This window comes from Pseudomonas sp. NFX5, from assembly GCF_049132125.1.
Classification (GTDB): Bacteria; Pseudomonadota; Gammaproteobacteria; order Pseudomonadales; family Pseudomonadaceae; genus Aquipseudomonas; species Aquipseudomonas marginalis.
In genome coordinates, this window is the sequence record NZ_JAFMZG010000028.1 from 56,719 (window position 1) to 79,188 (window position 22,470).

Sequence of the window (22,470 nt, forward strand, 5' to 3'; positions counted from 1 at the left end):
TATGGACCCGATTGTGCTGTTCAAGCAGGGCATGTTGCTGGTGGTGGTGCTGTCTGCCCCCCCATTGATTGTGGCGGTGGTGGTGGGGGTGCTGGTGTCTCTGGTGCAAGCATTGATGCAGATACAGGACCAGACGCTGCCTTTTGGCATCAAGCTGGTGGCCGTAGGGGTTACGTTGATCCTGACGGGGCGCTGGATTGGCGTGGAGTTGATCCAACTGATCAACTTGACCTTCGAAATGATTGGCCGCTCGGCCCGGAACTGAGGCCTCGCCCGTGTTGGCTTATCTTGATTTCCTTCCCAGTCTGATGATCGGCATGGCGCGAATCTACCCGTGCGGAATACTGGTGGCGGCGTTCTGTTTCCAGCATATACGCGGCATGCTCCGGCACATCCTTGTGATGGTCATGGCGCTGATGCCCGCGCCGGGTATCCATGCTGTGTTGACGGAGCATGATTACTCAGCGTTTGTGCTCGCTGCATTGGCGCTCAAGGAGTTGGCGCTGGGGGTGTTGCTGGGGATGTTGCTTGCGATGCCGTTCTGGCTGTTCGAGTCGGTGGGGGCTTTGCTCGATAACCAGCGCGGAGCCTTGGCCGGTGGTCAGCTCAATCCTTCACTGGGGCCGGATGCGACGCCGATAGGGCATTTGTTCAAGCAATTGGCGATTTTTCTATTGATGGCCACCCTGGGGTTAGGCGCGTTGACTCAGGTGATCTGGGACAGTTACCTGATTTGGCCACCCACCGTATGGTTCCCACTCCCGGCGCCTGATGGCATGAGTGTATTTGTCGGCCTGCTGGGCGACACCTTCACCCATATGATGCTCTACGCTGCTCCCTTTATCGCGGTGCTGCTGTTGCTGGAGTTCGGCATCGCACTGCTGGGGGTCTACAGTCAGCAGCTACAGGTGAGTACGCTGGCGCCACCGGTCAAGTGCCTGGCGGGGATCGGTATTCTGCTGTTGTATTTTGCGCTGCTGCAGGACTTGATCGTGGGGAGTATGAGCCAACTGAGTGACCTGAAGCACTCGCTGGGCCTTTTATTCAAGGCCCCGATGCCATGAGTGACTCGGGGGAAAAAAAGCACCCGGCGTCAGCCAAGAAGCTGCGTGACCAGCGCCAGAAAGGCCAGGTCGCTCAAAGTCAGGATGTGGCCAAGTTGATGGTGCTGGCGGCCATCAGCGAGATCGCCTTGTTCACCGCCGATACCAGCTTGCAACGTTTCCAGCAATTGATGGTGTTGCCGATCTCACGCCTGGACCAGCCCTTTGTACGGGCGTTGGAAGAAGTGCTGATTGAAGGCCTGGTGGTGTTCTTCTCATTCGGCCTGCTGATGGCCGGCGTGGCGATTGCCACGAAGCTGATCGCCAGTTGGATGCAGTTCGGATTGCTGTTTGCACCCGAGGCACTGAAGCTCGATTTCAATCGTCTCAACCCGATCAGCCAAGTTAAACAATTCTTTTCTGCCCAGTCGCTGATGAATCTGTTGATGAGCATCGCCAAGGCGTTTCTTTTGGGGCTGATCGTATTCCTGGTGGTCTGGCCCTCTCTTGGGACGTTGATCAACCTGGCCAACAGCGATCTGCAAAGTTACCTGCTGGCGTTGATCGCCCTGTTCCGCTATCTGCTGCATGCCTGTCTTGCATTGTTACTGGTACTGGCAGTTATCGATTTCACCTTGCAGAAGTACTTCTTCGCCAAGCGCATGCGCATGACCCAGGTCGAGGTCGTCAAAGAGTACAAGGATATGGAAGGCGACCCGCATGTGAAGGGCCAGCGCCGCGCGCTGGCGCAGCAATTGGCCCAGGAGGAACCGAAGGTCAAGCTGCCCAAGCTGGAGGAAGCCGACATGCTGGTGGTCAACCCGACCCACTTTGCTGTCGCCCTGTATTACCGCCCGGGCAAGACACCGCTTCCGCTGCTGGTCAGCAAAGGTACGGATGCCGTCGCCCGCCAGTTGATTGCGCAGGCGAAGGCTGCCGAGGTGCCGGTCATCCAATGCGTATGGCTGGCACGCTTGCTCTATACCAAAGCGTTGGGAGCAAGCATTCCCCGCGAATCCTTGCAGGCTGTGGCACTGATCTATCGCACCTTGCGTGAGCTTGATGATGAAGCCAAGCGCGAAACGCTGGAATTGCCTGAGTTGGAACGTCGCTGATCAGCAGGTGGAGCGTGTGTCCAGGGCTTGGAGATTGGCCAGGGAAAGCATCCGGCTGAGGAGTCCGTCGAGCGCATCGTTTGCAGCCGGCAGCGCGTGCCAGATTACCAAGGCATCCTGCGCGTCCAGGTAGATAAAACAACCATCGAACACCACGGCAAGCTCAAAGCGCCGCTCCAATACCTGCTGCAACTGCCCTGCCTGTAATGCTGAACGAGCGACTTGCAAGGCCATGCCCGGGCGTTTGCCGGCGTGCAGTGCACATGCTTTGATACCGGGAGCGAGCATCAGGTGAGCGGCAGCGCCACTCACCAGATTGTCCAGAAATACCTGGCGTTGATTGTCGGGCATTTCCTGGCGGCTCATCGTTCCAGCGAGATAGTCTGGTAATCCGCACGTTCCCCGGCGGGACCAGGCTCGGCACGCATCTGCGGTGGCCACCAGATCACCATCTTGTCCTTGCTCGATTGCGGGCGTGAGCAGGAGTCCCCCTTGCAGGTGGGCGTGCAGCCGGCGACAAGCAGTGCCGTTGCGATCAGGGTGACGCACAATAAGCGGTGTTTCATGGCGTGGCCTTCTGAGCAGGAGTAATCAAGGAGGGGCGGGGCACGCTGAGGTGTTCGTCCTTCACCACCGGGCGCATGGCGATAAACACCTCGGCTTCTTCACCCGGCTTGAGCCAGGCGCGCGGCCACACGCTGACGGCCAGGGTCTGCGAGTTGCTGCATTCCTTTTCGTCGATACGCACGTGGCGTTTGACCTGGTTACGCAGGACCACTACCGCCACGTTGTAGTCCGGTCCCGCATACCATTGGCTGCGTTCGGTGTTCAGCGCGAGCAAGTCGCGGGTGCTGCACAAACTGTTCAGCCCCAGGGGCATTGGTGCCGCCTTGAAGGCCTTGGGCACTTTCCCGCTGACCATGTGCGCCAGGGTACTGATGATGTCGCTGCGCTTGATTACCGGCTGGTGAGGGCTGTAGCGCCGCGCCAACGGTGCGAGGGCTGCCTGCAATTCGACCTGGTCGGCCTGGGGCAGGTAGCGCGACGGATCGGCCTGGTCACCGATGACGCGCGGGGTGAGGATGAACAGGCGTTCACGTCGATTGTTCTGCCGTTCTGTCGAGGAAAACAGCGCCTTGCCCAGTAGCGGGATATCACCCAATAGGGGGACTTTGTTGCGCTTGTCGCTGCTTTCGGTGACGTGGAAACCACCGACCACCAGTGAGCGCTTTTCCGCCATGACGGCCTGGGTGCTGACCTTGCCTCGGCGTACATCGAGGTTGCCGGGAGTGGGGTTGGTTTCGTTGAAGTTGCCATCTTCGATATCCACCGCCAAATGGATCTGGTGACTGCCACGGCTGGTGATGACACGGGGGACCACCTGGAAGCTGGTGCCCACGGTAACCGGTAAAATGGTTGCATTCTCCCGGCCGGGGGTCAGGTACTGGGTGCGGTTGAAGTCGATGACCGCCGGTTGGTTTTCCAGGGTGAGCACCGAGGGGTTGGAGACCATGCTTGCCAGCCCCTTGGCTTCCAGCGCGCGTATATCTGCGTAGAAGCGCTCGCGGTTCTCAATCGACACCTGTGAAGAGGTGCCCGGTGCCATATTGACGCCGCCACGGAATCGGCTGTTCTGAAACCCCCAGTTCACCCCGAACTCTCGCAATTGGGTGCGCTCGATATCGAGAATGATCGCGTCGATTTCCACCAGTTTGCGCGCGACATCGAGTTGAGTGATCAACTCTCGGTACATGCCCTGCCGCTCAGGCAGGTCATAGATCAGCACAGCGTTATTGCGTACATCGGCTTCGACGCGAATCCTGCTCGGTGAGACCGGGGCTCGCGAGGTGAGTGTCGGGAGCGGATCCACCTGCCCGGTGTTAACGTTTGTACCCAGCATCTGCCCCAGTAAAGGGTTGTTCAATCGGGGAATGTTCGGTACGAGCGGCGCTGGCTGTGACGGGGAGGGTTGGTTCAGCCTGTTGAGGGTCGAATTGGAGCGCGGCTCCAGCAATCCACGCAGAATGCTGGCCACTCCCGGAATAGTGAGCTTCTCGCCGCGGTAATCCACTTGACGATCCGTCGCATTGGCGAATTTAAGCGGGAAACTCAGCACACTCTGCTTTTCATCCGGAGAGCGGCGCTGGGTACTGAACTGTTTGATCTGCTCGATATAGCGTCGAGGGCCCGAAACCAGTACCACGCCGTCTTCGGGCAACTCGCCCCAACCGAAACGGCTATCGAGCAGGCCAATATCGGTGAGCGCTTGCTTAAGGTCGGCAATGGTCTCGGAAGAAACCTCCAGGCGCGCCGAGTCTTGCTGGTCCAGCGTGCTGATATAGAGGGTGTTGTTGTACAGGTACCACTGGAAACGGTGTTCTACCCCCAGACGGTCGAGCATCGACTGCGGGGTATTGGCGCGAATCTTGCCATTTACGTTGCCTTCCAGCAGGCCCTCGACATGTAGTTGTGTCCCAAAGGTCTGGGCGAAATCCTCCAGCACTTCCCGGAGTGGCTTATGTTCAGCTTCATAAGCGTATGCGGTGTTTTTCCACTCGGGGGGTATGGCCGCCAGTGTGTTCCCTGCTGGGATCAGCAGCCAGGGAAGCAGGATCATGTTGCGCCAATGGAATCTTTTAAGGGAATCGGCAGGCGAGTCTGGACGCAAGCGACTGCGCTTGTGAGGCTTGTTAGACATTCACAGTTCTCTGTTCAGTAGGATAGTGAGCGTAGCGAAGTGGGTTTGAGGTTTCGGGCCGGCTGAGCGAGACGTGTCACCGTTGAGCGCCATGTGTCACGTTGGTTAAGCAGGGCTTCGAGACAGCCGAGCACAGCCCTCTTTTCCTGCCCGCTGCGCAGACTTTGAACCAGCCATAGCGCGCCGCTTTCAGTTTTGAGGGCCAGTGCGCCTTGGAAATGATTCAGGCTGGCGGCGCCCAGTCGCATCCAATTCTGCAGGATTGCATTATCGGGACGAACTGAAGTTAGTTGAGCACCCAGTAATAGCACTTCCCCTTGACGTTTAAGAATGATTTCATCGTCGCCTTCGAACAAACTGATCTGTTCGTTATGGCTGTTTAACCATTCATTGATCAACTCGTGCATATCAGGTGAAACTCTCAAACGTCGATTTGTACATAAGATGGGTCGCCCGCTTGTGCTCGTGATAAGCCATATCGCTCGCAGAGCGTCTTAGCGCGAGGTTGTAGAATAGTTCGGCAGACTCTTCATCCTCTTCTTCCATCTCCACTAAAGCCCTAAGACGTTTATCGCTGACAGCGTTATTCTTCAAAAGTTGGCGTGACAACTTATCGAAAAAGTCCATATGGTTTTCCTTATTGTGGAGAGGACTCGTTTGCGTAACTGCCGTTGAAAAAAGCTTCGATCATCGAATTCCAACTGATGCGAAAATCGCCCTCATCTGTTTTCAGTACCAGTGTCTGCAGGGGGGTTGTGTCATCAGCCTGAAGTTTCCAGCGTGTGGAGGTGTGACGAACAAAAAACTGTTTCACCTCCTCCAGGTCATGGGGGTGACAGAGTAGTGTGGCGTTGACCTCTTGAATCTGGTTCGCCATCAAATGCTTGAGAAGGGCTCCAAGCCTTTGTTGGGCTACCGTCTCGTCAAGCAGGCAGCGAATTGCCTGGTTGGTGATCGATGTTGCGTAGTGCTCCAGGCTGTCGTACATCGCTTGACGGTCGTGCTCCCATCGCTTGAATTGGGCATCCGCGCGCTGCCAGACCTCCAGGGATACTTTTTCCAGCAAGGCTTCGCATTTTTCCTCTGCCAGGCTTATCAGCTCATCGGCCTGTGCATGGGCCCGGTTCAAGAGTTGGTCGGCCTGCTTCCAGTTGGCAAGCTCTTCCCGCAGGATCAGGCTGCTCTGTACGTGCGTAGCGTCCTTGAGCAACTCAATGGTGTATCGACATAACATCGCTGATTTCCTTACCCCTTCGATTCAGGGGGGCGTGGGGTCGCTTGCCAAATTCGTCACGCGCCAGACCACGGCTTGCCACAGTGTGTTCAGGCGGCTGCTGGCGTTCTCGAATGAGATATTTCTTTTTTCGACATCACCTACACGCTCACGTGGGAAGCGCAACCGAAGACGTTGCCAAGTCGCCGGTTCCACCCAGCTATGGAGCAATTGCAATGGATCAGCGTCGCAAGGCAGCATGGCTGGGGGCAGCGCCTTGGACAGACGCATGCACCACAGATGATGGCTGTTGCTCAAGGGGGCTGCTGCCTCAGGATTAAAGGTGTCGTGAATCAGTGTCATCGCCAGGTCGAGTTGCTCAGTTGAGGCGAGGGCCAGGCGAAGCACGGTAGGGTGAGGGGCAGCAGGCAAGCAGGTTGCAACCCCCGTGAGGTTGCCCGGCGCCAACCGTCCAAGGTGATATAGCGTGCTGATCGCTGGGTATTTTTCGCCTCTCCAGTCCGCGTGGGCATACTTCCATGGGAATGCCCACCATTGAGCCCAGGCCAGATGTTCGCTCATTGGATTGACGGGTCTAGACGTCATGGGAGAGGCCAGTCGATTCGCCTGCCACGGACGCACCTTTTACAAGACGCTGACGCCGATTGCGTAGGAATAGTCCGGTGCTCACGACGGCAACCATGGCTAGCAGAGTGAAGACTGTGCTGTTGCGCCAAAACCCCAGGTCATCGCTGGGTACCAGGAAAGGGCCAAAATACACGAGGCGCTGCTGTTCCTGGTAAGCGGTGGCAGGTACAAATACCACGGTCAGTTTTTGCGGATTTTCCACTGCTGTGGTCATGCCAGGGATGCTGCTTGCCACCATTCTGCGAATGCGTGCTTGGATGTTATCGGGATCCAGGCGCGGATCATGCTTGATGAATACTGACGCGGATGCGGGTTGGACAGGTTCCCCAGGTGCGATGCGTTCGGGCAACACTACGTGTACCCGCGCAACGATAACGCCGTCGATGTTAGAGAAGGTCGCCTCAAGCTCTTGGGACAAGGCATAGATGTAACGTGCGCGCTCCTCCAATGGTGTGGAAATAACGCCTTCCTTGCGAAAGGTATCGCCCAATGTTGCCCGGGCCATTCTCGGTAGACCGGCGGCTTCCAAGGTACGTACGGCGCGTCCGATATCGATTGCGTTAACCGCCACGACGACACCATCTTTGGCCGGGATTTTTAAGGCTCGAATATGTTTATCTGCCAATTCTGCTATGACCTCATTGGCCTCTTGTTCAGAGAGCTGACGATGAAGTTCAACGCGGTCACCGCAACCGCTTAATATCAACGTAATAAAAAAAATCAGCGCGGCGGATAACAATCTATTCATGTTCACTATTGCATATTGCAAATCTTGTCGATGCCTTGAGTTGTCTTGCCAAGGGTTTTTACCAGTAGTTGAGACGTGAGAACCGCACCGGAAAGCTCTCCCGGAAATTTTTTAAGTTCTTGGATATTTATCTGCTTGTTTGTGGATTTCAGTGCTCGCGCAAGACGCGCTCTTGTGATATTGAGCGGCTCAATCGCTTCTATCAGCGCCGTCGGCAGGCCTCTTTTTCCTGAGGCGGAGGTAGCCGGGAATGAGTGTTCTAGCATTGAGCTGAAAAAGTTGACATCCGTATCCAGCGCCAAAAATTCAGACGTCTTGTCGTTCCTCTCGACAGTCTCGTCAGATACTGAAGACTCAATATTTTCTATCCACATGTGAAGTCTACTGTGTGGGGGCGATAGTTTTTTTGTCGCTGACGTTAACGATTGAATCATTCAAGCAGTACAAGCACCTCTCCAATCATCAGCTCGGAGAGGTGCTTTTATTATTGGACTGCTTTAGCGGCCGATGTGACGTTGTTAAACGCTTTCATATCAAGCATTTTCATCGCACCGTCCCTGCCGACAGCTTTTGCTTGGGCTATCAGATCATCGTCGCCTCCGCCCATTGCTCCGGACAAATCCGATGACGTTGGTGAAGCGTAATTATTTGTGGCGTAGCCAGAAGAAACAGGGCTTGAAGCGGAAATTGCGCTCATAATAACTTCCTATCTTAAGGTATTTAAGTGGTACTAACCGTCAGGAGAGCAAATTGTATTGAGTCTGTGACATGTTTCTCTACAACTTGAATCTGACGATGAGTGTGTGGTTGCTAGAAGGAAATGGTTCCGAATATTGCTCGGTATAGATGTTCCTAAATGTGTTTTTTTAGATGCGCTGGTGTCTAGTTAGGCGAGGCACTTAGCTGGAACAGTTTTTCTACATTAATGATATATTTAATTGTTTCATCCTGTAGTACAGCGTGCGCTTGGCAACACCCAGTTCAACCGCGACGGTTTCTACACAGTGGTGATGCCTGCGCAACGACTCCTCAATAAACGCTTTTTCAACGTGTTGTAGGCGTGCCTTCAGGCCCATCTGGATTTTCTGTTGGTCGCTCACCGAGGTAGAAAACGGTGGCAGGCCCAGCACGAACCTCTTGGCCGTAGAACGTAACTCCCGAACATTACCCTGCCAGGTGTGGCACAGCAGTTGTTGCAGCAGCCCGTCAGTGGGCGGCGGGGCAGTGCGTTTGAACCGGTGGGCTTCCTGCTGAATCATCTCCAGGAACAACGGGATGATGTGCTCTCGCCGATCACGCAAGGCTGGAAGCTGGATGTTGACGACATTCAGACGGAAGTACAGATCGCGCCTGAAGGTTCCGAGTTCGACCATCTGGTGGAGCGATTGTTGGGCAGACGCGATCACACGCATGTCCACCGGGATGAAGCGGGTTGAGCCCAGGCGCTCTACCCCCCGCGACTCCAGCGCGCGCAGCAGTTTGGCTTGCAGGTTCAACGGCATGCTATCGATCTCATCGAGGTACAGGGTGCCGAGATGGGCTGCCTCGATAAAACCGGCACGGGACTGGATGGCGCCGGTATAGGCACCGCTGTTGACGCCGAACAATTGGCTTTCGGCGAGGCTATCAGGAATAGCCGCACAATTGACCGCGACAAAATTGCCCCGCCGTGTCGATAGGCGGTGAACCCGCTGCGCCAGGGTATCTTTGCCAGTGCCGGTTTCTCCCAGCAACAGTATGTCTATGTTGAGGGGGGCCGTGCTGCTCAGTGTGTTTTCAATATCCGTGTCTTCGAAGAGTGAAGTATCTTTTTCATTTTCTCCAAGGGTGGAGACCGACATCGAAGAGTTCTCCATTATCGCTCGACTTCAGTGTTGAGAGGACAGTCTATGCTCGTCAATCAGGAATGAGGGTATAGAACTTATACGGGGATATTGACGTAAGTGTGGGCCGGAATAATGTAGGAAAACCCCGGCATTATTGAGTTTAAATTGTGCAACTGCCTGGCTGCATTAAAGGCGGAGGGGGTAAGTAGGGGAAGTCTGGTAGTGAAGTGTGAACGATGCTTGTCCTATGTTAGGAAGTTTCACCTACAAAAAAGCCGATGCAGTGCATCGGCTTTTTTATTTGTCGTAGACTTCGCAGGTAGCGTTTACACGTTAAAGCGGAAGTGCATCACATCGCCATCTTTAACAATGTATTCCTTACCTTCCAAACGCCATTTACCCGCTTCCTTGGCACCGGCCTCACCCTTGAACTGGATAAAATCGTTGTAGGCGATCACTTCCGCACGGATAAAGCCTTTTTCAAAGTCGGTGTGGATCACACCGGCAGCCTGTGGCGCAGTGGCGCCGACTTTTACGGTCCAGGCGCGGACTTCTTCGACACCGGCGGTGAAGTAGGTCTGCAGGTTGAGCATTTCGTAGCCGGCGCGGATCACGCGGTTCAGGCCAGGTTCTTCCAGGCCCAGGGCCTCAAGGAACATGTCTTTCTCTTCGCCGTCATCCAGTTCGGCGATTTCCGCTTCGATCTTGTTGCACACCGGCACCACGATGGCGCCTTCTTCGTCGGCGATGGCCTTGACCACGTCGAGCAGAGGGTTGTTCTCGAAGCCGTCTTCAGCGACGTTGGCGATGTACATCACAGGCTTGGTGGTCAGCAGGTGGAAACCCTTGACCACGGCCTTCTCGTCAGCGCCCATGGTCTTCATCAGGCTGCGTGCCGGCTTGCCCAGGGTGAAGTGCGCGATCAACTGTTCCAGCAGGCCTTTCTGGACCACTGCGTCCTTGTCGCCGCCTTTGGCGTTGCGCGCGACTTTCTGCAGTTGCTTCTCGCAGCTGTCGAGGTCGGCGAAGATCAGTTCCAGGTCGATGATCTCGATGTCGCGTTTCGGGTCGACGCTGTTGGAGACGTGAATCACGTTCTCGTCTTCAAAGCAGCGGACCACGTGGGCGATGGCATCGGTTTCACGGATGTTGGCCAGGAACTTGTTGCCCAGGCCTTCACCTTTCGACGCGCCGGCTACCAGGCCTGCGATGTCGACGAACTCCATGGTGGTCGGCAGGATGCGCTTGGGATTGACGATGGCCGCCAGTGCGTCCAGGCGCGGATCGGGCATCGGCACGATGCCGCTGTTGGGTTCGATGGTGCAGAAGGGGAAGTTCTCCGCCGCAATACCGGACTTGGTCAAAGCGTTGAACAAGGTGGATTTGCCGACGTTGGGCAGGCCGACGATGCCGCAATTGAATCCCATGGTGTTTCCCCTCGGAAAAAAGTCAGGCCTTCTGGCTGTGCAGGTTTTTCATCGCGCGGTTCCATTCACCGGCGAAGATATCCGGCAGCACGCCGAGGGCAAAGTCGATGCTGGCATCGAGTTTTTCCTGTTCGGCGCGTGGCGCACGACCCAGGACGAAATTTGAAACCATACTGGCGACGCCTGGGTGGCCAATGCCGAGCCGCAGGCGGTAAAAATTATTCTGATTGCCCAACTGCGCGATGATGTCGCGCAGGCCATTGTGCCCGCCGTGCCCGCCGCCGAGCTTGAGCTTGGCAACGCCGGGTGGCAGGTCCAGTTCGTCATGGGCCACCAGGATTTCTTCGGGTTTGATCCTGAAGAAGCCCGCAAGCGCCGCTACAGCCTGGCCGCTGCGGTTCATGTAGGTGGTGGGAATCAACAGACGAACATCCTGACCCTGATGCGAGAAGCGTCCGGTCAGGCCAAAATATTTGCGATCGGCCACCAGGTTTACACCTTGGGCGTGGGCGATGCGCTCAACAAAAAGGGCCCCCGCGTTATGCCGGGTCTGTTCGTATTCGGCGCCTGGATTTCCCAGGCCAACGATCAGTTTAATGGCAGTCACGACAGGGGCCCTTCCTTTGGAGTTGTGGATAACATCGCTACACCTGCGTGCGGCGAAAGTGGACGACAAGAGATCATTTACTCAAGAGTAAACGCCGCGTTATCGCCCGCTTTCTCGCTACGTTTCGGTCCGCGATGTTTCCTCAAGCTCCGGCAATACAGAGTGAATTACTCTGCAGCGCCTTCTTCAGCTTCTGGAGCAACGCGTGGAGCGTGTACGTTTGCAACAGCTTTGTCATCACCGTGAGCCAGTGCGACAAACTCAACGCCTTTAGGAGCCTTGAGGTCGGACAGGTGGATGATTGCGCCGATTTCCAGAGCCGACAGGTCGACTTCGATGAACTCAGGCAGGTCTTTCGGCAGGCAAGTCACTTCGATTTCGTTCAGGACGTGAGAGATCTCGCCGCCTTTCTTGACCGGAGCTTCTTCGCCAACAAAGTGCACAGGCACGATAGCGGTCAGTTTCTGGCCGGCTACGACGCGTACGAAGTCAGCGTGCAGAACGTGACCCTTGGATGGGTGACGTTGCAGGGCTTTGATGATGACGTTTTGCTTTTTGCCGCCAACGTTCAGTTCGATAACGTGGCTGTAGGCCGCATCGTTTTCGAGCAGTTTGGCAACTTCTTTAGCCAGCATGCTGATGGATTCAGGGGCTTTGTCGCCACCGTAAACTACAGCTGGAACCAGGCTTGCGAGACGACGCAGGCGGCGGCTCGCACCTTTCCCCAGGTCGGAACGCACTTCAGCATTCAGAGTAAAATCGTTCATGTTGTATCTCCAAAATAACCACATTCGCCCCAGCGTTTGCGACCAGCGCTAAAGGCGATATGGGCAAAAAAGCCCCGCCCCAACAGTATGCTGGGGCGGGGCGCTTTTCGTCAGTGAGGTGTTCCGAAGGTTTGACCCTTAGCGGAACATCGCGCTGATCGATTCTTCATTGCTGATGCGGCGAACCGCTTCGGCAACTACCGGTGCGATATCCAGTTGACGGATACGCGCACAGGCTTGAGCAGCGGCGGACAACGGGATGGTGTTAGTCACCACCAGTTCGTCCAGCACGGAGTTCTCGATGTTCTCGATCGCTCGGCCCGACAGCACAGGGTGTGTGCAGTAGGCGAAGACTTTAGCAGCACCGTGCTCTTTCAAGGCTTTGGCCGCGTGGCACAGGGTGCCGGCGGTGTCGACCATGTCATCAACCAGAATACAGGTACGCCCTTCGACATCACCGATGATATGCATCACTTCAGAGTGATTGGCTTTCTCACGGCGTTTGTCGATGATCCCGAGGTCCACGCCCAGGGATTTGGCAACAGCCCGTGCACGCACGACGCCACCAATGTCCGGGGACACGATCATCAGGTTTTCAAAGCGCTGGTCTTCGATGTCATCCACCAAGACGGGGGAGCCGTAGATGTTATCTACCGGAATATCGAAGAACCCCTGGATCTGGTCAGCGTGCAGGTCAACCGTGAGCACACGGTCGATACCTACCACGGTCAGCATGTCAGCAACGACTTTCGCGCTGATAGCCACACGTGCGGAACGCGGACGGCGATCCTGGCGGGCATAACCAAAGTAAGGGATTACAGCTGTGATTCGAGTCGCTGAGGAGCGGCGGAAGGCATCAGCCATCACGACGAGTTCCATCAGGTTATCGTTGGTCGGAGCGCAGGTCGGCTGGATAATGAAGACGTCTTTACCGCGGACGTTTTCATTGATCTCGGCTGTAATTTCGCCGTCGGAGAATTTACCGACAGAGATGTCACCGAGAGGGATATGCAGCTGACGTACGACACGTCGAGCCAGATCGGGGTTGGCGTTCCCCGTAAAGACCATCATCTTGGACACGCGCAGTACCTAGAGGCTGAGGGTAACCTGGATGAGTATTAGAAAATGGCAGGGGCGGCTGGATTCGAACCAACGCATGGCAGGATCAAAACCTGCTGCCTTACCGCTTGGCGACGCCCCTGTATCTGTTGCAACGAGTACCCAGTACTCGATTCCTTTTAGAGCAGACTTTGCAGCTTGCGATGCAACATCGAAACGTTGCTTCCTTTTGCTACAAACCCTGTAAGGGTCTCTGTAAGAAGGGCCGAGACTTTATCAGCTTCAGCTTTGCTTGGGAAGCCCCCAAACACACAACTTCCAGTTCCGGTTAATTTTGCTTCGGTAAATTTACCTAACAAATTCAAAGCGTTACGTACCTCTGGATAACGCCTTGCTACAACCGGTAAGCAGTCATTTCGACTGTTTCCCTTGGGAACGGGGCGCACTTTAATGGGAGGAGAGTTACGTGTCAACAGCGGATCTGAAAAAATTTCTGCTGTACTTACAGATACTTGCGGGACAAGCACGACATACCACGGCTCTTCGGGGTATTCCGGGGTGAGTTTTTCCCCCACGCCCTCAGCAAAAGCGGCGTGTCCACGCACGAAAACCGGGACGTCGGCGCCCAGCGTGAGGCCCAGCGCAGCCAGGCGATCATGGTCCCAGCCCAGTTGCCACAAATGGTTCAGACCCAACAGTGTGGTCGCTGCATTCGAGCTGCCACCACCGATTCCGCCACCCATGGGCAGAATCTTATCGATCCATATATCGATGCCCTGGGAACAGCCGGACTGCTCCTGGAGTTTTTTCGCGGCCCTCACGATCAGGTTGCTGTCGTGGGGCACGCCTTCGAATTCAGTGTGCAGCTGGATCACGCCATCGTCGCGCAGGGCGAAGGTGAGCTCATCGCCGTAGTCGAGAAATTGAAACAGTGTCTGCAGCTCGTGGTAGCCGTCTTCACGGCGACCGAGAATGTGCAGCATCAGATTGAGTTTGGCAGGAGAGGGCAGGGTCAGTTTTTGTACGGCCACGTTATTGCCCCAGCTTGCGCGGTTGCCAGTCCTTGATCACCAGCGTGACGTCAAGGTCGGTGCCATGCAGCTTGATGCGCTCTGGCAGCCAATAACCGCCCTGTTCCACGTAGCTGAGGTACTCGACCTGCCAGCCATCCTGTTCCAGGGTGGCCAGGCGGCTGTCACCGTTGAGGCTCAGGCGGCTCTTGCTGTCCGGCGCGGGCAAGCCGCGGACCCACCACACCAGGTGCGAGACAGGCAGTTTCCAGCCAATCTGCTCTTCCAGCAGCGCTTCGGGCGAGGTGGCCTCGTAGCGACCCTGGTTGGCGACTTCGAGGCTGACTTGTCCCGGGCGGCCGGTCAGGCGCGCGGCGCCACGCCCCAAGGGGCCGGACAAGCGAATGTCGTAGTAATCCTGGCGTTGCAGCCAGAACAAGGTGCCGCTGCCGGAATCTTTCGGTGCGCGAACCCCGACTTTGCCTTCGATCTGCCAGCCGTCGATGCTGCCGAGCTGATCCTTGTGCTGCTTCCATTGCGCCGGGTTGCCCTGGCCCTCAACGGATTCGCGGGCACCGAAGCCCGCGCAACCGGCGAGCAGGGCGATGAAGCTGAAAACGATAACGTGGCGCAAGAACATAAGCTTAAAGGGTCTCGGATCCGGTCAGGCGCTTGATGGTGCCGCGCAGGATGGGGCTTTCGGGTTGTTCCTTGAGGAATTTTTCCCAGATCTGGCGGGCTTCGCGCTGCTTGCCATTGGCCCACAGCACCTCGCCCAGGTGTGCAGCGACTTCCTGGTCGGGGAAGCGCTCCAGGGCCTGGCGCAGCAAGCGTTCGGCTTCGTCGAGGTTACCCAGGCGATAGTTCACCCAGCCCAGGCTGTCGAGTACGGCCGGGTCTTCCGGGTTGAGCTTGTGCGCCTGCTCGATCAACGCCTTGGCTTCGTCGTAGCGCGTGGTGCGGTCGGACAAGGTGTAGCCCAGGGCATTCAGGGCCATGGCGTTGTCCGGGTCGCGCTTGATGATCAGGCGCAGGTCTTTTTCCATCTGCGCCAGGTCATTGCGTTTTTCCGCCTGCATGGCACGGGTGTACAGCAGGTTCAAATCGTCGGGGAATTGCAGCAAGGCCTGTTGCAGCACCTTCCAGGCGCGCTCGCCCTGATTATTGGCTGACAAGGTCTCGGCCTGGATCAGGTAAAGCTGGATCCCGTAGTCCGGTTCGGCATCCCGTGCAGCGGCCAGGCGTTTTTCTGCCTCATCGGTACGCCCGTTGCTCATCAGGATGTCGGCCTGGCGTAGTTGGGCCGGCAGGTAGTCGTTGCCTGGGCCGACCTGTGCGTATTCGAGCAGGGCGGCCTGCGGGTCGCTGCGCTCTTCAGCGATGCGACCCAGGTTCAGGTGCGCCGAGTCGACATGACTTTCGCGCTCGATCAGCTCTTCCAGGTAACCCTTGGCCTCGTCCCAGGCCTTGGCTTCCAGGCACACCAGTGCCAGGGAATAACGCAGTTCATCGTCATCCGGGTATTGCTGGAGCAGGTTGGCGAACTGCACTTTGGCGTCCTCCATGCGGTCCTGCTCCACCAGCGTGCGTGCGTAAGTCAGGCGCAGGCGCTTGTCGTCCGGGTATTTCTTGATGCTTTTTTCCAGCAGTGGAATCGCTTCCTTGCCGCGGTTGAGGTTCTGCAACAGGCGCGCGCGCAGCAGAATCGGCGCGATCTCGCCGTCTTCCGGCGGGTTCTGTTCCAGCAGCTTCAATGCGGCTTCGGCTTCATCATCCTGTTGCAGCAGCAGGGCCTTGCCGAACACCAGTTGACTGTTCTTCGGGTGTTTTTGCAGCAGGCGGTCGAAACTCTTCATCAGGCCATTGCGGGTGTCCTGGTCGGTGTCGGCAGCCGACAGCGCGAGGAAGTCGAAATGGGTGTCGCCCTTGCCTTGCAGGACTTTCTCCATATAGACCATGGAGTCGTCATAGCGCCCGGCCCGCGCCAATTGAATGGCGGCTGCCCGTTGGGCTTCCAGATCGTCCGGCGCGTTCTTTGCCCAGATCAACGAAGTATCCAGCGCGGCCTGATCGGCCCCGAGGTACTCGGCAATGCGGAACGCCCGCTCGGAAACTCCCGGATCCTGGGTGTTGATGGCCTGGGTCACGTAGTTATCCAGCGCAATATCGAAGCGATTGCGCTGGCCGGCCAGTTCCGCACTGAGCAGGCTGAACACCGTTTCTTCACTGAACGAGGAATAAACCTTGGGCTTTTCAGGGGCGGGTGTGCTGTCTTCCACCGGCGGTGTACCGTCCGGCGACACGGGTGCCATGGCCTGGCAGCCGCTGAGGAAGACAAAAGCAAGGAGCAACGCGGAAGATCTATTCATATAGGAAGAGGACGACTAACCTGCGGTCGGATCATCATGACACAAGCCTTCGGCCAAACATAACCGAGTCTCAGTTGATGCCTTTATAGACACAAGGCATTAGGACAATAGACGACGGTGGTTGTTCTGAATCTTTCGAAGTAGGACAATTGTCGGCTTCCCGACATCATCAGCGATATTGAATGGCCTTCCTCGCACTCGGTATTAACCACAAGACTGCTTCCGTAGACGTGCGCGAGCGCGTGGCGTTTACGCCAGAGCAGTTGGTTGAGGCCTTGCAGCAGCTCTGCCGTCTCACCGACAGCCGCGAAGCTGCGATCCTTTCGACCTGCAATCGCAGTGAGCTTTATATAGAGCAGGAACATCTCTCGGCGGATGTGGTACTGCGCTGGCTGGCCGATTATCACCATTTGAGCCTCGACGACCTGCGCGCGAGCGCCTATGTGCACGAAGACGATGCGGCAGTTCGTCACATGATGCGCGTGGCATCCGGTCTCGATTCGCTGGTGTTGGGCGAGCCGCAGATCCTGGGCCAGATGAAATCCGCCTATGCCGTGGCGCGCGAGGCCGGTACCGTCGGTCCGCTGCTGGGGCGTCTGTTCCAGGCCACCTTCAATTCCGCCAAGCAAGTGCGCACCGACACCGCCATCGGTGAAAACCCGGTGTCCGTGGCGTTTGCCGCCGTCAGCCTGGCCAAGCAGATCTTCAGCGACCTGCAGCGCAGCCAGGCGCTGTTGATCGGCGCCGGTGAGACCATCACCCTGGTTGCCCGCCACCTGCATGACCTGGGCGTAAAGCGCATCGTGGTCGCCAACCGTACCCTGGAGCGCGCCAGCATTCTCGCCGAGCAGTTCGGCGCCCATGCGGTGCTGCTGTCGGACATCCCGGCCGAACTGGTGCGCAGCGATATCGTCATCAGCTCCACCGCCAGCCAGCTACCGATCCTCGGCAAGGGCGCGGTGGAAAGCGCGCTGAAACTGCGCAAGCACAAGCCGATCTTCATGGTGGACATTGCCGTTCCCCGGGATATCGAGCCCGAAGTCGGCGAGTTGGACGACGTTTACCTCTATAGCGTCGACGATCTCCATGAAGTGGTCGCCGAAAACCTCAAGAGTCGCCAGGGCGCTGCCCAGGCGGCTGAAGAGATGGTCAGCGTCGGTGCCGAAGAGTTCATGGTGCGCCTGCGTGAGCTGGCGGCGGTGGACGTGCTCAAGGCGTATCGTCAGCAGGGCGAACGCCTGCGTGATGAAGAGTTGATCAAGGCCCAGCGCCTGCTCGCCAACGGCAGCAGCGCCGAGGAGGTGCTGATGCAACTGGCCCGCGGCCTGACCAACAAGTTGCTGCATGCGCCCAGCGTACAATTAAAAAAACTGACTGCCGAAGGCCGCCTCGATGCGCTGGCCATGGCCCAGGAACTCTTTGCCCTCGGTGAGGGCGCGCCCAGCTCTTCGGATAAAAAATCGCAATGAAAGCGTCACTGCTCAATAAACTGGACGTGCTCCAGGACCGTTTCGAAGAACTGACCGCCTTGCTCGGCGACGGCGAAGTCATTTCCGATCAAACCAAGTTCCGCGCCTATTCCAAGGAATACGCCGAAGTTGAGCCCATTGTGGCCACGTACAAGAATCTCACCAAAGTGCAGGCCGACCTTGAAGGCGCCCAGGCGCTGCTCAAGGACAGCGACCCGGACATGCGTGAAATGGCCGTGGAAGAAGTCCGCGAGGCCAAGGAAAAGTTGGCCGAGCTGGAAGGTGACCTGCAGCGCATGCTGCTGCCCAAAGACCCCAACGACGGGCGCAATGTGTTCCTTGAAATCCGTGCCGGCACCGGCGGTGATGAAGCGGCGATTTTCTCCGGCGACCTGTTCCGCATGTATTCGCGTTATGCCGAGCGTCGCGGTTGGCGGGTCGAGATCCTGTCCGAGAACGAAGGTGAGCACGGCGGCTATAAAGAAGTCATCGCGCGGGTCGAAGGCGACAACGTCTATGGCAAGCTGAAGTTCGAGTCCGGTGCCCATCGTGTGCAGCGCGTTCCCGCGACGGAATCCCAAGGTCGCATCCACACCTCGGCCTGCACCGTGGCCGTGTTGCCCGAGCCGGACGAGCAGGAAGCCATCGAGATCAACCCGGCCGACCTGCGGGTCGATACCTACCGCTCGTCGGGCGCCGGTGGCCAGCACGTCAACAAGACGGATTCGGCGATTCGTATCACCCACTTGCCGTCGGGCATCGTGGTGGAGTGCCAGGAAGAACGTTCCCAGCATAAGAACCGTGCACGGGCCATGTCCTGGCTCTCGGCCAAGCTCAATGACCAGCAGACCAGCGCCGCCGCCAACGCGATTGCCAGCGAGCGCAAATTGCTGGTGGGCTCGGGCGACCGCTCCGAGCGCATCCGTACCTACAACTTTGCTCAGGGCCGGGTCACCGACCACCGGGTCAACCTCACCCTTTATTCCCTGGACGAGATTCTCGCCGGTGGCGTGGATGCGGTGATCGAGCCACTGCTCGCCGAATACCAGGCCGATCAGCTGGCGGCGATAGGTGAATAAATGACCATTATCGCCAGCCTGTTGCGCGCCGCCGACCTGCCCGACTCGCCCACGGCGCGCCTGGATGCCGAGTTATTGCTGGCGGCGGCCTTGGGCAAGTCCCGCAGCTACCTGCACACCTGGCCGGAAAAAATCGTCAGCAGCGAACACGCCCTGGCGTTTGCCGGCTACCTGCAACGCCGCCGCGCCGGCGAGCCGGTCGCCTATATCCTCGGTCAGCAAGGTTTCTGGAAGCTGGACCTGGAGGTCGCGCCCCACACGCTGATCCCGCGTCCGGACACCGAGCTGCTGGTGGAAGCGGCCCTGGAATTGTTACCGGCCACACCGGTCAAGGTCCTCGATCTCGGTACTGGCAGCGGCGCCATCGCCCTGGCCCTGGCCAGCGAGCGTCCGGCCTGGCACGTCACGGCCGTCGATCGCGTGCTGGAAGCCGTGGCGCTGGCCGAGCGCAATCGCCAGCGCCTGCACCTCCATAACGCCACGGTGATCAACAGCCATTGGTTCAGCGCCCTGGCAGGCCACGCCTACGACCTGATCATCAGCAACCCGCCCTACATCGCCGCCAACGATCCGCACCTGGTGGCGGGCGATGTGCGTTTCGAGCCGGCCAGCGCCTTGGTGGCGGGCCATGATGGCCTGGATGACCTGCGGTTGATCATCGCCCAGGCCCCGGCCCACCTGAACGCGGCGGGTTGGCTGCTGCTGGAGCACGGTTACGACCAGGCTGGCGCGGTGCGCGACCTGTTGCTGAGCCAAGGCTTCGAGCAGGTGCACAGCCGCATCGACCTTGGCGGTCACGAACGCATCTCCCTGGGACGCCGGCCGTGCTGACCGATCAGGAGCTGTTGCGCTACAGCCGACAGATTCTGTTGCAGCATGTCGACATCGACGGCCAATTGCGCCTGAAAAACGGCCGCGCGTTGATCGTCGGCCTTGGTGGCCTGGGTGCCCCGGTGGCGATGTACCTGGCCGCCGCGGGTGTCGGTGAGTTGCACCTGGCGGATTTCGACACCGTCGACCTCACCAACCTGCAACGCCAGATCATCCATGACACCGACAGCGTCGGGCAGGCCAAGGTCGATTCGGCCATGCGCCGCCTGAGTGCCCTCAACCCCGAAATCACCTTGGTCGCCCATCCCATCGCGCTGGATGCCGATACCTTGGCGGCGGCGGTGGCGGGTGTGGACGTAGTGCTCGATTGCAGCGACAACTTCTCCACCCGCGAGGCCGTCAATGCTGCCTGTGTGGCGGCGGCCAGGCCATTGATCAGCGGCGCGGCGATCCGGCTTGAAGGGCAACTGTCGGTGTTCGATCCACGTCGTGCCGAAAGCCCGTGCTATCACTGTTTATACGGGCACGGCAGCGACACTGAACTGACCTGCAGCGAAGCGGGTGTGGTCGGCCCACTGGTGGGCCTGGTCGGTAGCCTGCAAGCCCTGGAGGCCTTGAAGTTGCTGGCGGGTTTCGGCGAGCCGCTGGTAGGCCGCTTGTTGCTGATCGATGCGTTGACCACACGTTTTCGCGAACTGCGGGTCAAGCGTGATCCCGCTTGCAGTGTCTGCGGGACGCAACATGGGTAAGGAGGCGCCAATCGGTGTGTTCGATTCTGGTGTCGGCGGCTTGTCGGTGCTGGCTGAGATCCAGCAATTGCTGCCCCACGAGTCCCTGTTGTACGTGGCCGATTGCGGGCATATACCCTACGGCGAGAAAACCCCGGCGTTCATTCTTGAGCGTTCCCGGTCTGTCGCCGAATTTTTCCGCGAGCAGGGCGCCAAGGCTTTTGTGATCGCCTGCAACACCGCGACCGTGGCGGCCGTCGCGGATTTGCGCCAGGACTACCCCGATTGGCCCCTGGTGGGCATGGAGCCTGCGGTCAAACCCGCCGCGGCGGCCACGCGCAGTGGCGTGGTCGGGGTGCTCGCCACCACCGGCACCCTGCAAAGCGCCAAGTTCGCCGCGTTGCTCGATCGGTTTGCCACCGATGTGCGGGTGATCACCCAGCCGTGCCCGGGCCTGGTGGAGCTGATTGAAACCGGTGATCTGGACAGCCCGGCCCTGCGTCAGTTGTTGCAGGGCTATATCGACCCGCTGCTCAGCGCCGGCTGCGACACCATCATCCTCGGCTGTACCCACTATCCCTTCCTCAAGCCGCTGCTGGCGCAGATGCTGCCCGCCAGCATCATCCTCATCGACACCGGCGCTGCTGTCGCGCGACAGCTCAAGCGTTTGCTGGGCGAACGCGAACTGCTGGCCCTCGGCGATCCTGAGCCTGCACAGTTCTGGACCAGTGGTGATGTGTATCACCTAAGAAATATCCTACCGACACTATGGAAACATTCTGCAGTTGTGCGAAGCTTCGGGTCGTGAAAATTTCGTGAAATGTCGCTGAACTTCTGAGTGTGCGTCAGCTTCTATAGCGAGATGGCCTGTAAAAATTCATACAAACTTTGTTTTCAAAGGACTGTTTCTTATGAAGCGCTTGTTCTGTTTGGCCGCGATTGCGGCCGTAGTGGTGGGACACTCTGTTTCGGCCCAGGCTGCAGGCCTGGAGTTTGGGGTGGGCAGCACCAGCGATTCGACGTTGACCTATCGGCTGGGCCTGACCTCGGATTGGGATAAAAGCTGGATGCAGAGCGACGTCGGTCGCCTGACCGGCTATTGGAGCGGCGCCTATACCTATTGGGAGGGTGATGACCGTGCAGGTGCCAGCAGCCTGTCGTTCTCGCCGGTATTTGTGTATGAGTTTGCCGGCCAGTCGGTCAAGCCCTACATCGAAGCCGGGATTGGCGTGGCAGTGTTTTCCCGTACCAAGCTGGAAGACAACAACATCGGCCAGGCTTTCCAGTTCGAAGACCGCCTGGGCTTTGGCCTGCGCTTCACCGGTGGGCATGAAGTCGGCATTCGCGCCACGCACTACTCCAATGCCGGGATCAGCAGCAATAACGATGGTGTAGAAAGCTACTCGCTGCACTACACCATGCCGCTGTAATTCCCAGGAACGCTGCAAGACAGTGTGGGAGGGGGCAAGCCCCCTCCCACATTAAGGTCCTCACTGGCCTGAGATCAGCGGTAGGCCGTGGCGATGCCTTCGCGTTCGGTCAGGCACTCCGGTGCACCCATCTCGAACTCCCGGCAAATCAACGGCCGACGTTCGTAAATCGTGCACATCATCGTGTCCCGATCCAGCGCCGCGCACCAGCCGTCGTCCAGGCGCAGCATCACTTCACCGCCCCAATCGTCAGTGTCGATATAGCGCTCCGGCACGCCGGTGTCGGTGATCAGCATCACTTCCAACTGGCAGCAGCAGGCCGCGCAGGTCGAGCAGGTGACGGCGGGTTCGGTGATCTGGATGTGGGGGATGTTGGTCATAGGCGCGCAGTGTAAGGCAAGCG

At 58.0% G+C, this 22,470-nt stretch carries 28 protein-coding genes and 1 tRNA gene; 9 read left to right on the plus strand and 20 right to left on the minus strand.

The annotated features are described in order from the left end of the window. Position 1 precedes the first annotated feature (1 nt). From sctS to sctU, 3 genes are read left to right on the plus strand one after another with little or no spacing between them, the layout of a single operon-like run. Positions 2-265, plus strand: coding sequence for a type III secretion system export apparatus subunit SctS (sctS, locus tag J1N02_RS17290; protein WP_027606903.1), 264 nt, complete (start codon positions 2-4; stop codon positions 263-265). A 10-nt stretch (positions 266-275) separates the two neighbouring features. Beyond that, positions 276-1,064, plus strand: coding sequence for a type III secretion system export apparatus subunit SctT (gene sctT / locus J1N02_RS17295; protein ID WP_027606902.1), 789 nt, complete (start codon positions 276-278; stop codon positions 1,062-1,064). Continuing rightward, positions 1,061-2,158 carry a type III secretion system export apparatus subunit SctU gene (gene sctU, locus J1N02_RS17300; protein ID WP_027606901.1) on the plus strand — a complete coding sequence of 366 codons (1,098 nt, stop codon included), beginning with the start codon at positions 1,061-1,063 and terminating at the stop codon, positions 2,156-2,158. The genes sctT and sctU overlap by 4 nt, the downstream gene beginning before the upstream one ends. Here sctU and J1N02_RS17305 read toward each other — a convergent pair whose 3' ends face one another. The 19 genes from J1N02_RS17305 to J1N02_RS17395 form a co-directional block, all read right to left on the minus strand. Next, positions 2,159-2,509: a transcriptional regulator gene (locus J1N02_RS17305; protein WP_108573930.1), complete on the minus strand. Its 351-nt coding sequence runs from the start codon at positions 2,507-2,509 to the stop codon at positions 2,159-2,161. An 11-nt stretch (positions 2,510-2,520) separates the two neighbouring features. Then, positions 2,521-2,724 carry an HrpT family type III secretion system protein gene (gene hrpT / locus J1N02_RS17310; RefSeq protein WP_065924022.1) on the minus strand — a complete coding sequence of 68 codons (204 nt, stop codon included), beginning with the start codon at positions 2,722-2,724 and terminating at the stop codon, positions 2,521-2,523. Further along, positions 2,721-4,856, minus strand: a complete 2,136-nt coding sequence (gene sctC / locus J1N02_RS17315) for a type III secretion system outer membrane ring subunit SctC (protein ID WP_108573856.1) — start codon at positions 4,854-4,856, stop codon at positions 2,721-2,723. Before sctC ends, hrpT begins: the two co-directional genes overlap by 4 nt. A gap of 14 nt (positions 4,857-4,870) precedes the next feature. Beyond that, complete coding sequence (locus J1N02_RS17320) at positions 4,871-5,263, minus strand: hypothetical protein (protein ID WP_027606897.1); 393 nt, start codon at positions 5,261-5,263, stop codon at positions 4,871-4,873. A gap of 1 nt (position 5,264) precedes the next feature. Then, entirely contained in the window at positions 5,265-5,483 is a 219-nt protein-coding gene (locus J1N02_RS17325) for a hypothetical protein (protein WP_027606896.1), read from the minus strand. Positions 5,484-5,493: 10 nt separating this feature from the next. Next, on the minus strand, positions 5,494-6,090 hold the full coding sequence (gene sctL / locus J1N02_RS17330) for a type III secretion system stator protein SctL (protein ID WP_098480399.1): 597 nt from the start codon (positions 6,088-6,090) through the stop codon (positions 5,494-5,496). Between the two features lie 24 nt (positions 6,091-6,114). Further along, the gene (locus J1N02_RS17335; RefSeq protein WP_421147516.1) at positions 6,115-6,651 is read right to left on the minus strand and encodes a type III secretion protein; all 537 of its coding nucleotides are present in this window, start codon (positions 6,649-6,651) and stop codon (positions 6,115-6,117) included. Positions 6,652-6,664: 13 nt separating this feature from the next. Further along, a complete protein-coding gene (sctJ, locus tag J1N02_RS17340) occupies positions 6,665-7,465 on the minus strand; it encodes a type III secretion system inner membrane ring lipoprotein SctJ (protein ID WP_421147517.1) in 801 nt (266 codons plus the stop codon). A 5-nt stretch (positions 7,466-7,470) separates the two neighbouring features. Beyond that, on the minus strand, positions 7,471-7,839 hold the full coding sequence (locus tag J1N02_RS17345; RefSeq protein WP_027606892.1) for an EscI/YscI/HrpB family type III secretion system inner rod protein: 369 nt from the start codon (positions 7,837-7,839) through the stop codon (positions 7,471-7,473). Between the two features lie 110 nt (positions 7,840-7,949). Continuing rightward, positions 7,950-8,162 (minus strand): hypothetical protein, encoded by a 213-nt coding sequence (locus tag J1N02_RS17350; protein WP_133822121.1) that lies wholly within the window; start codon positions 8,160-8,162, stop codon positions 7,950-7,952. A 220-nt stretch (positions 8,163-8,382) separates the two neighbouring features. Then, the gene (locus tag J1N02_RS17355) at positions 8,383-9,306 is read right to left on the minus strand and encodes a sigma 54-interacting transcriptional regulator (RefSeq protein WP_146478132.1); all 924 of its coding nucleotides are present in this window, start codon (positions 9,304-9,306) and stop codon (positions 8,383-8,385) included. A 311-nt stretch (positions 9,307-9,617) separates the two neighbouring features. Further along, positions 9,618-10,718, minus strand: a complete 1,101-nt coding sequence (ychF, locus tag J1N02_RS17360) for a redox-regulated ATPase YchF (RefSeq protein ID WP_027606890.1) — start codon at positions 10,716-10,718, stop codon at positions 9,618-9,620. Positions 10,719-10,740: 22 nt separating this feature from the next. Further along, positions 10,741-11,325, minus strand: a complete 585-nt coding sequence (gene pth / locus J1N02_RS17365; RefSeq protein ID WP_010213318.1) for an aminoacyl-tRNA hydrolase — start codon at positions 11,323-11,325, stop codon at positions 10,741-10,743. 167 nt (positions 11,326-11,492) lie between these two features. Then, entirely contained in the window at positions 11,493-12,092 is a 600-nt protein-coding gene (locus tag J1N02_RS17370) for a 50S ribosomal protein L25/general stress protein Ctc (RefSeq protein WP_027606889.1), read from the minus strand. A gap of 138 nt (positions 12,093-12,230) precedes the next feature. Next, positions 12,231-13,172 carry a ribose-phosphate pyrophosphokinase gene (locus J1N02_RS17375; protein ID WP_003171603.1) on the minus strand — a complete coding sequence of 314 codons (942 nt, stop codon included), beginning with the start codon at positions 13,170-13,172 and terminating at the stop codon, positions 12,231-12,233. A 46-nt stretch (positions 13,173-13,218) separates the two neighbouring features. Then, a tRNA-Gln gene (locus J1N02_RS17380) sits at positions 13,219-13,293 on the minus strand. Between the two features lie 37 nt (positions 13,294-13,330). Beyond that, entirely contained in the window at positions 13,331-14,134 is an 804-nt protein-coding gene (gene ispE / locus J1N02_RS17385) for a 4-(cytidine 5'-diphospho)-2-C-methyl-D-erythritol kinase (protein WP_205885421.1), read from the minus strand. A 49-nt stretch (positions 14,135-14,183) separates the two neighbouring features. Continuing rightward, the gene (gene lolB, locus J1N02_RS17390; RefSeq protein ID WP_027606887.1) at positions 14,184-14,801 is read right to left on the minus strand and encodes a lipoprotein insertase outer membrane protein LolB; all 618 of its coding nucleotides are present in this window, start codon (positions 14,799-14,801) and stop codon (positions 14,184-14,186) included. 4 nt (positions 14,802-14,805) lie between these two features. Beyond that, a complete protein-coding gene (locus J1N02_RS17395) occupies positions 14,806-16,530 on the minus strand; it encodes a tetratricopeptide repeat protein (protein WP_421147518.1) in 1,725 nt (574 codons plus the stop codon). A gap of 182 nt (positions 16,531-16,712) precedes the next feature. On the opposite strand from J1N02_RS17395, the gene hemA reads away from it, so the two are divergent. The 6 genes from hemA to J1N02_RS17425 all read left to right on the plus strand — a co-directional run bounded on the left by hemA (position 16,713) and on the right by J1N02_RS17425 (position 22,067). After that, positions 16,713-17,999 carry a glutamyl-tRNA reductase gene (hemA, locus tag J1N02_RS17400; RefSeq protein WP_027606885.1) on the plus strand — a complete coding sequence of 429 codons (1,287 nt, stop codon included), beginning with the start codon at positions 16,713-16,715 and terminating at the stop codon, positions 17,997-17,999. Then, the gene (gene prfA, locus J1N02_RS17405) at positions 17,996-19,078 is read left to right on the plus strand and encodes a peptide chain release factor 1 (protein WP_027606884.1); all 1,083 of its coding nucleotides are present in this window, start codon (positions 17,996-17,998) and stop codon (positions 19,076-19,078) included. The genes hemA and prfA overlap by 4 nt, the downstream gene beginning before the upstream one ends. Beyond that, positions 19,079-19,909, plus strand: coding sequence for a peptide chain release factor N(5)-glutamine methyltransferase (gene prmC / locus J1N02_RS17410; protein WP_027606883.1), 831 nt, complete (start codon positions 19,079-19,081; stop codon positions 19,907-19,909). It begins immediately after the preceding gene. After that, entirely contained in the window at positions 19,903-20,658 is a 756-nt protein-coding gene (locus J1N02_RS17415; protein WP_098480396.1) for a molybdopterin-synthase adenylyltransferase MoeB, read from the plus strand. Before prmC ends, J1N02_RS17415 begins: the two co-directional genes overlap by 7 nt. Then, the gene (gene murI / locus J1N02_RS17420) at positions 20,651-21,445 is read left to right on the plus strand and encodes a glutamate racemase (RefSeq protein ID WP_421147519.1); all 795 of its coding nucleotides are present in this window, start codon (positions 20,651-20,653) and stop codon (positions 21,443-21,445) included. Before J1N02_RS17415 ends, murI begins: the two co-directional genes overlap by 8 nt. Positions 21,446-21,548: 103 nt before the next feature. After that, on the plus strand, positions 21,549-22,067 hold the full coding sequence (locus tag J1N02_RS17425) for an acyloxyacyl hydrolase (RefSeq protein WP_027606880.1): 519 nt from the start codon (positions 21,549-21,551) through the stop codon (positions 22,065-22,067). 74 nt (positions 22,068-22,141) lie between these two features. Here J1N02_RS17425 and J1N02_RS17430 read toward each other — a convergent pair whose 3' ends face one another. Beyond that, positions 22,142-22,447: a YkgJ family cysteine cluster protein gene (locus tag J1N02_RS17430; RefSeq protein WP_027606879.1), complete on the minus strand. Its 306-nt coding sequence runs from the start codon at positions 22,445-22,447 to the stop codon at positions 22,142-22,144. Positions 22,448-22,470: the final 23 nt, after the last annotated feature.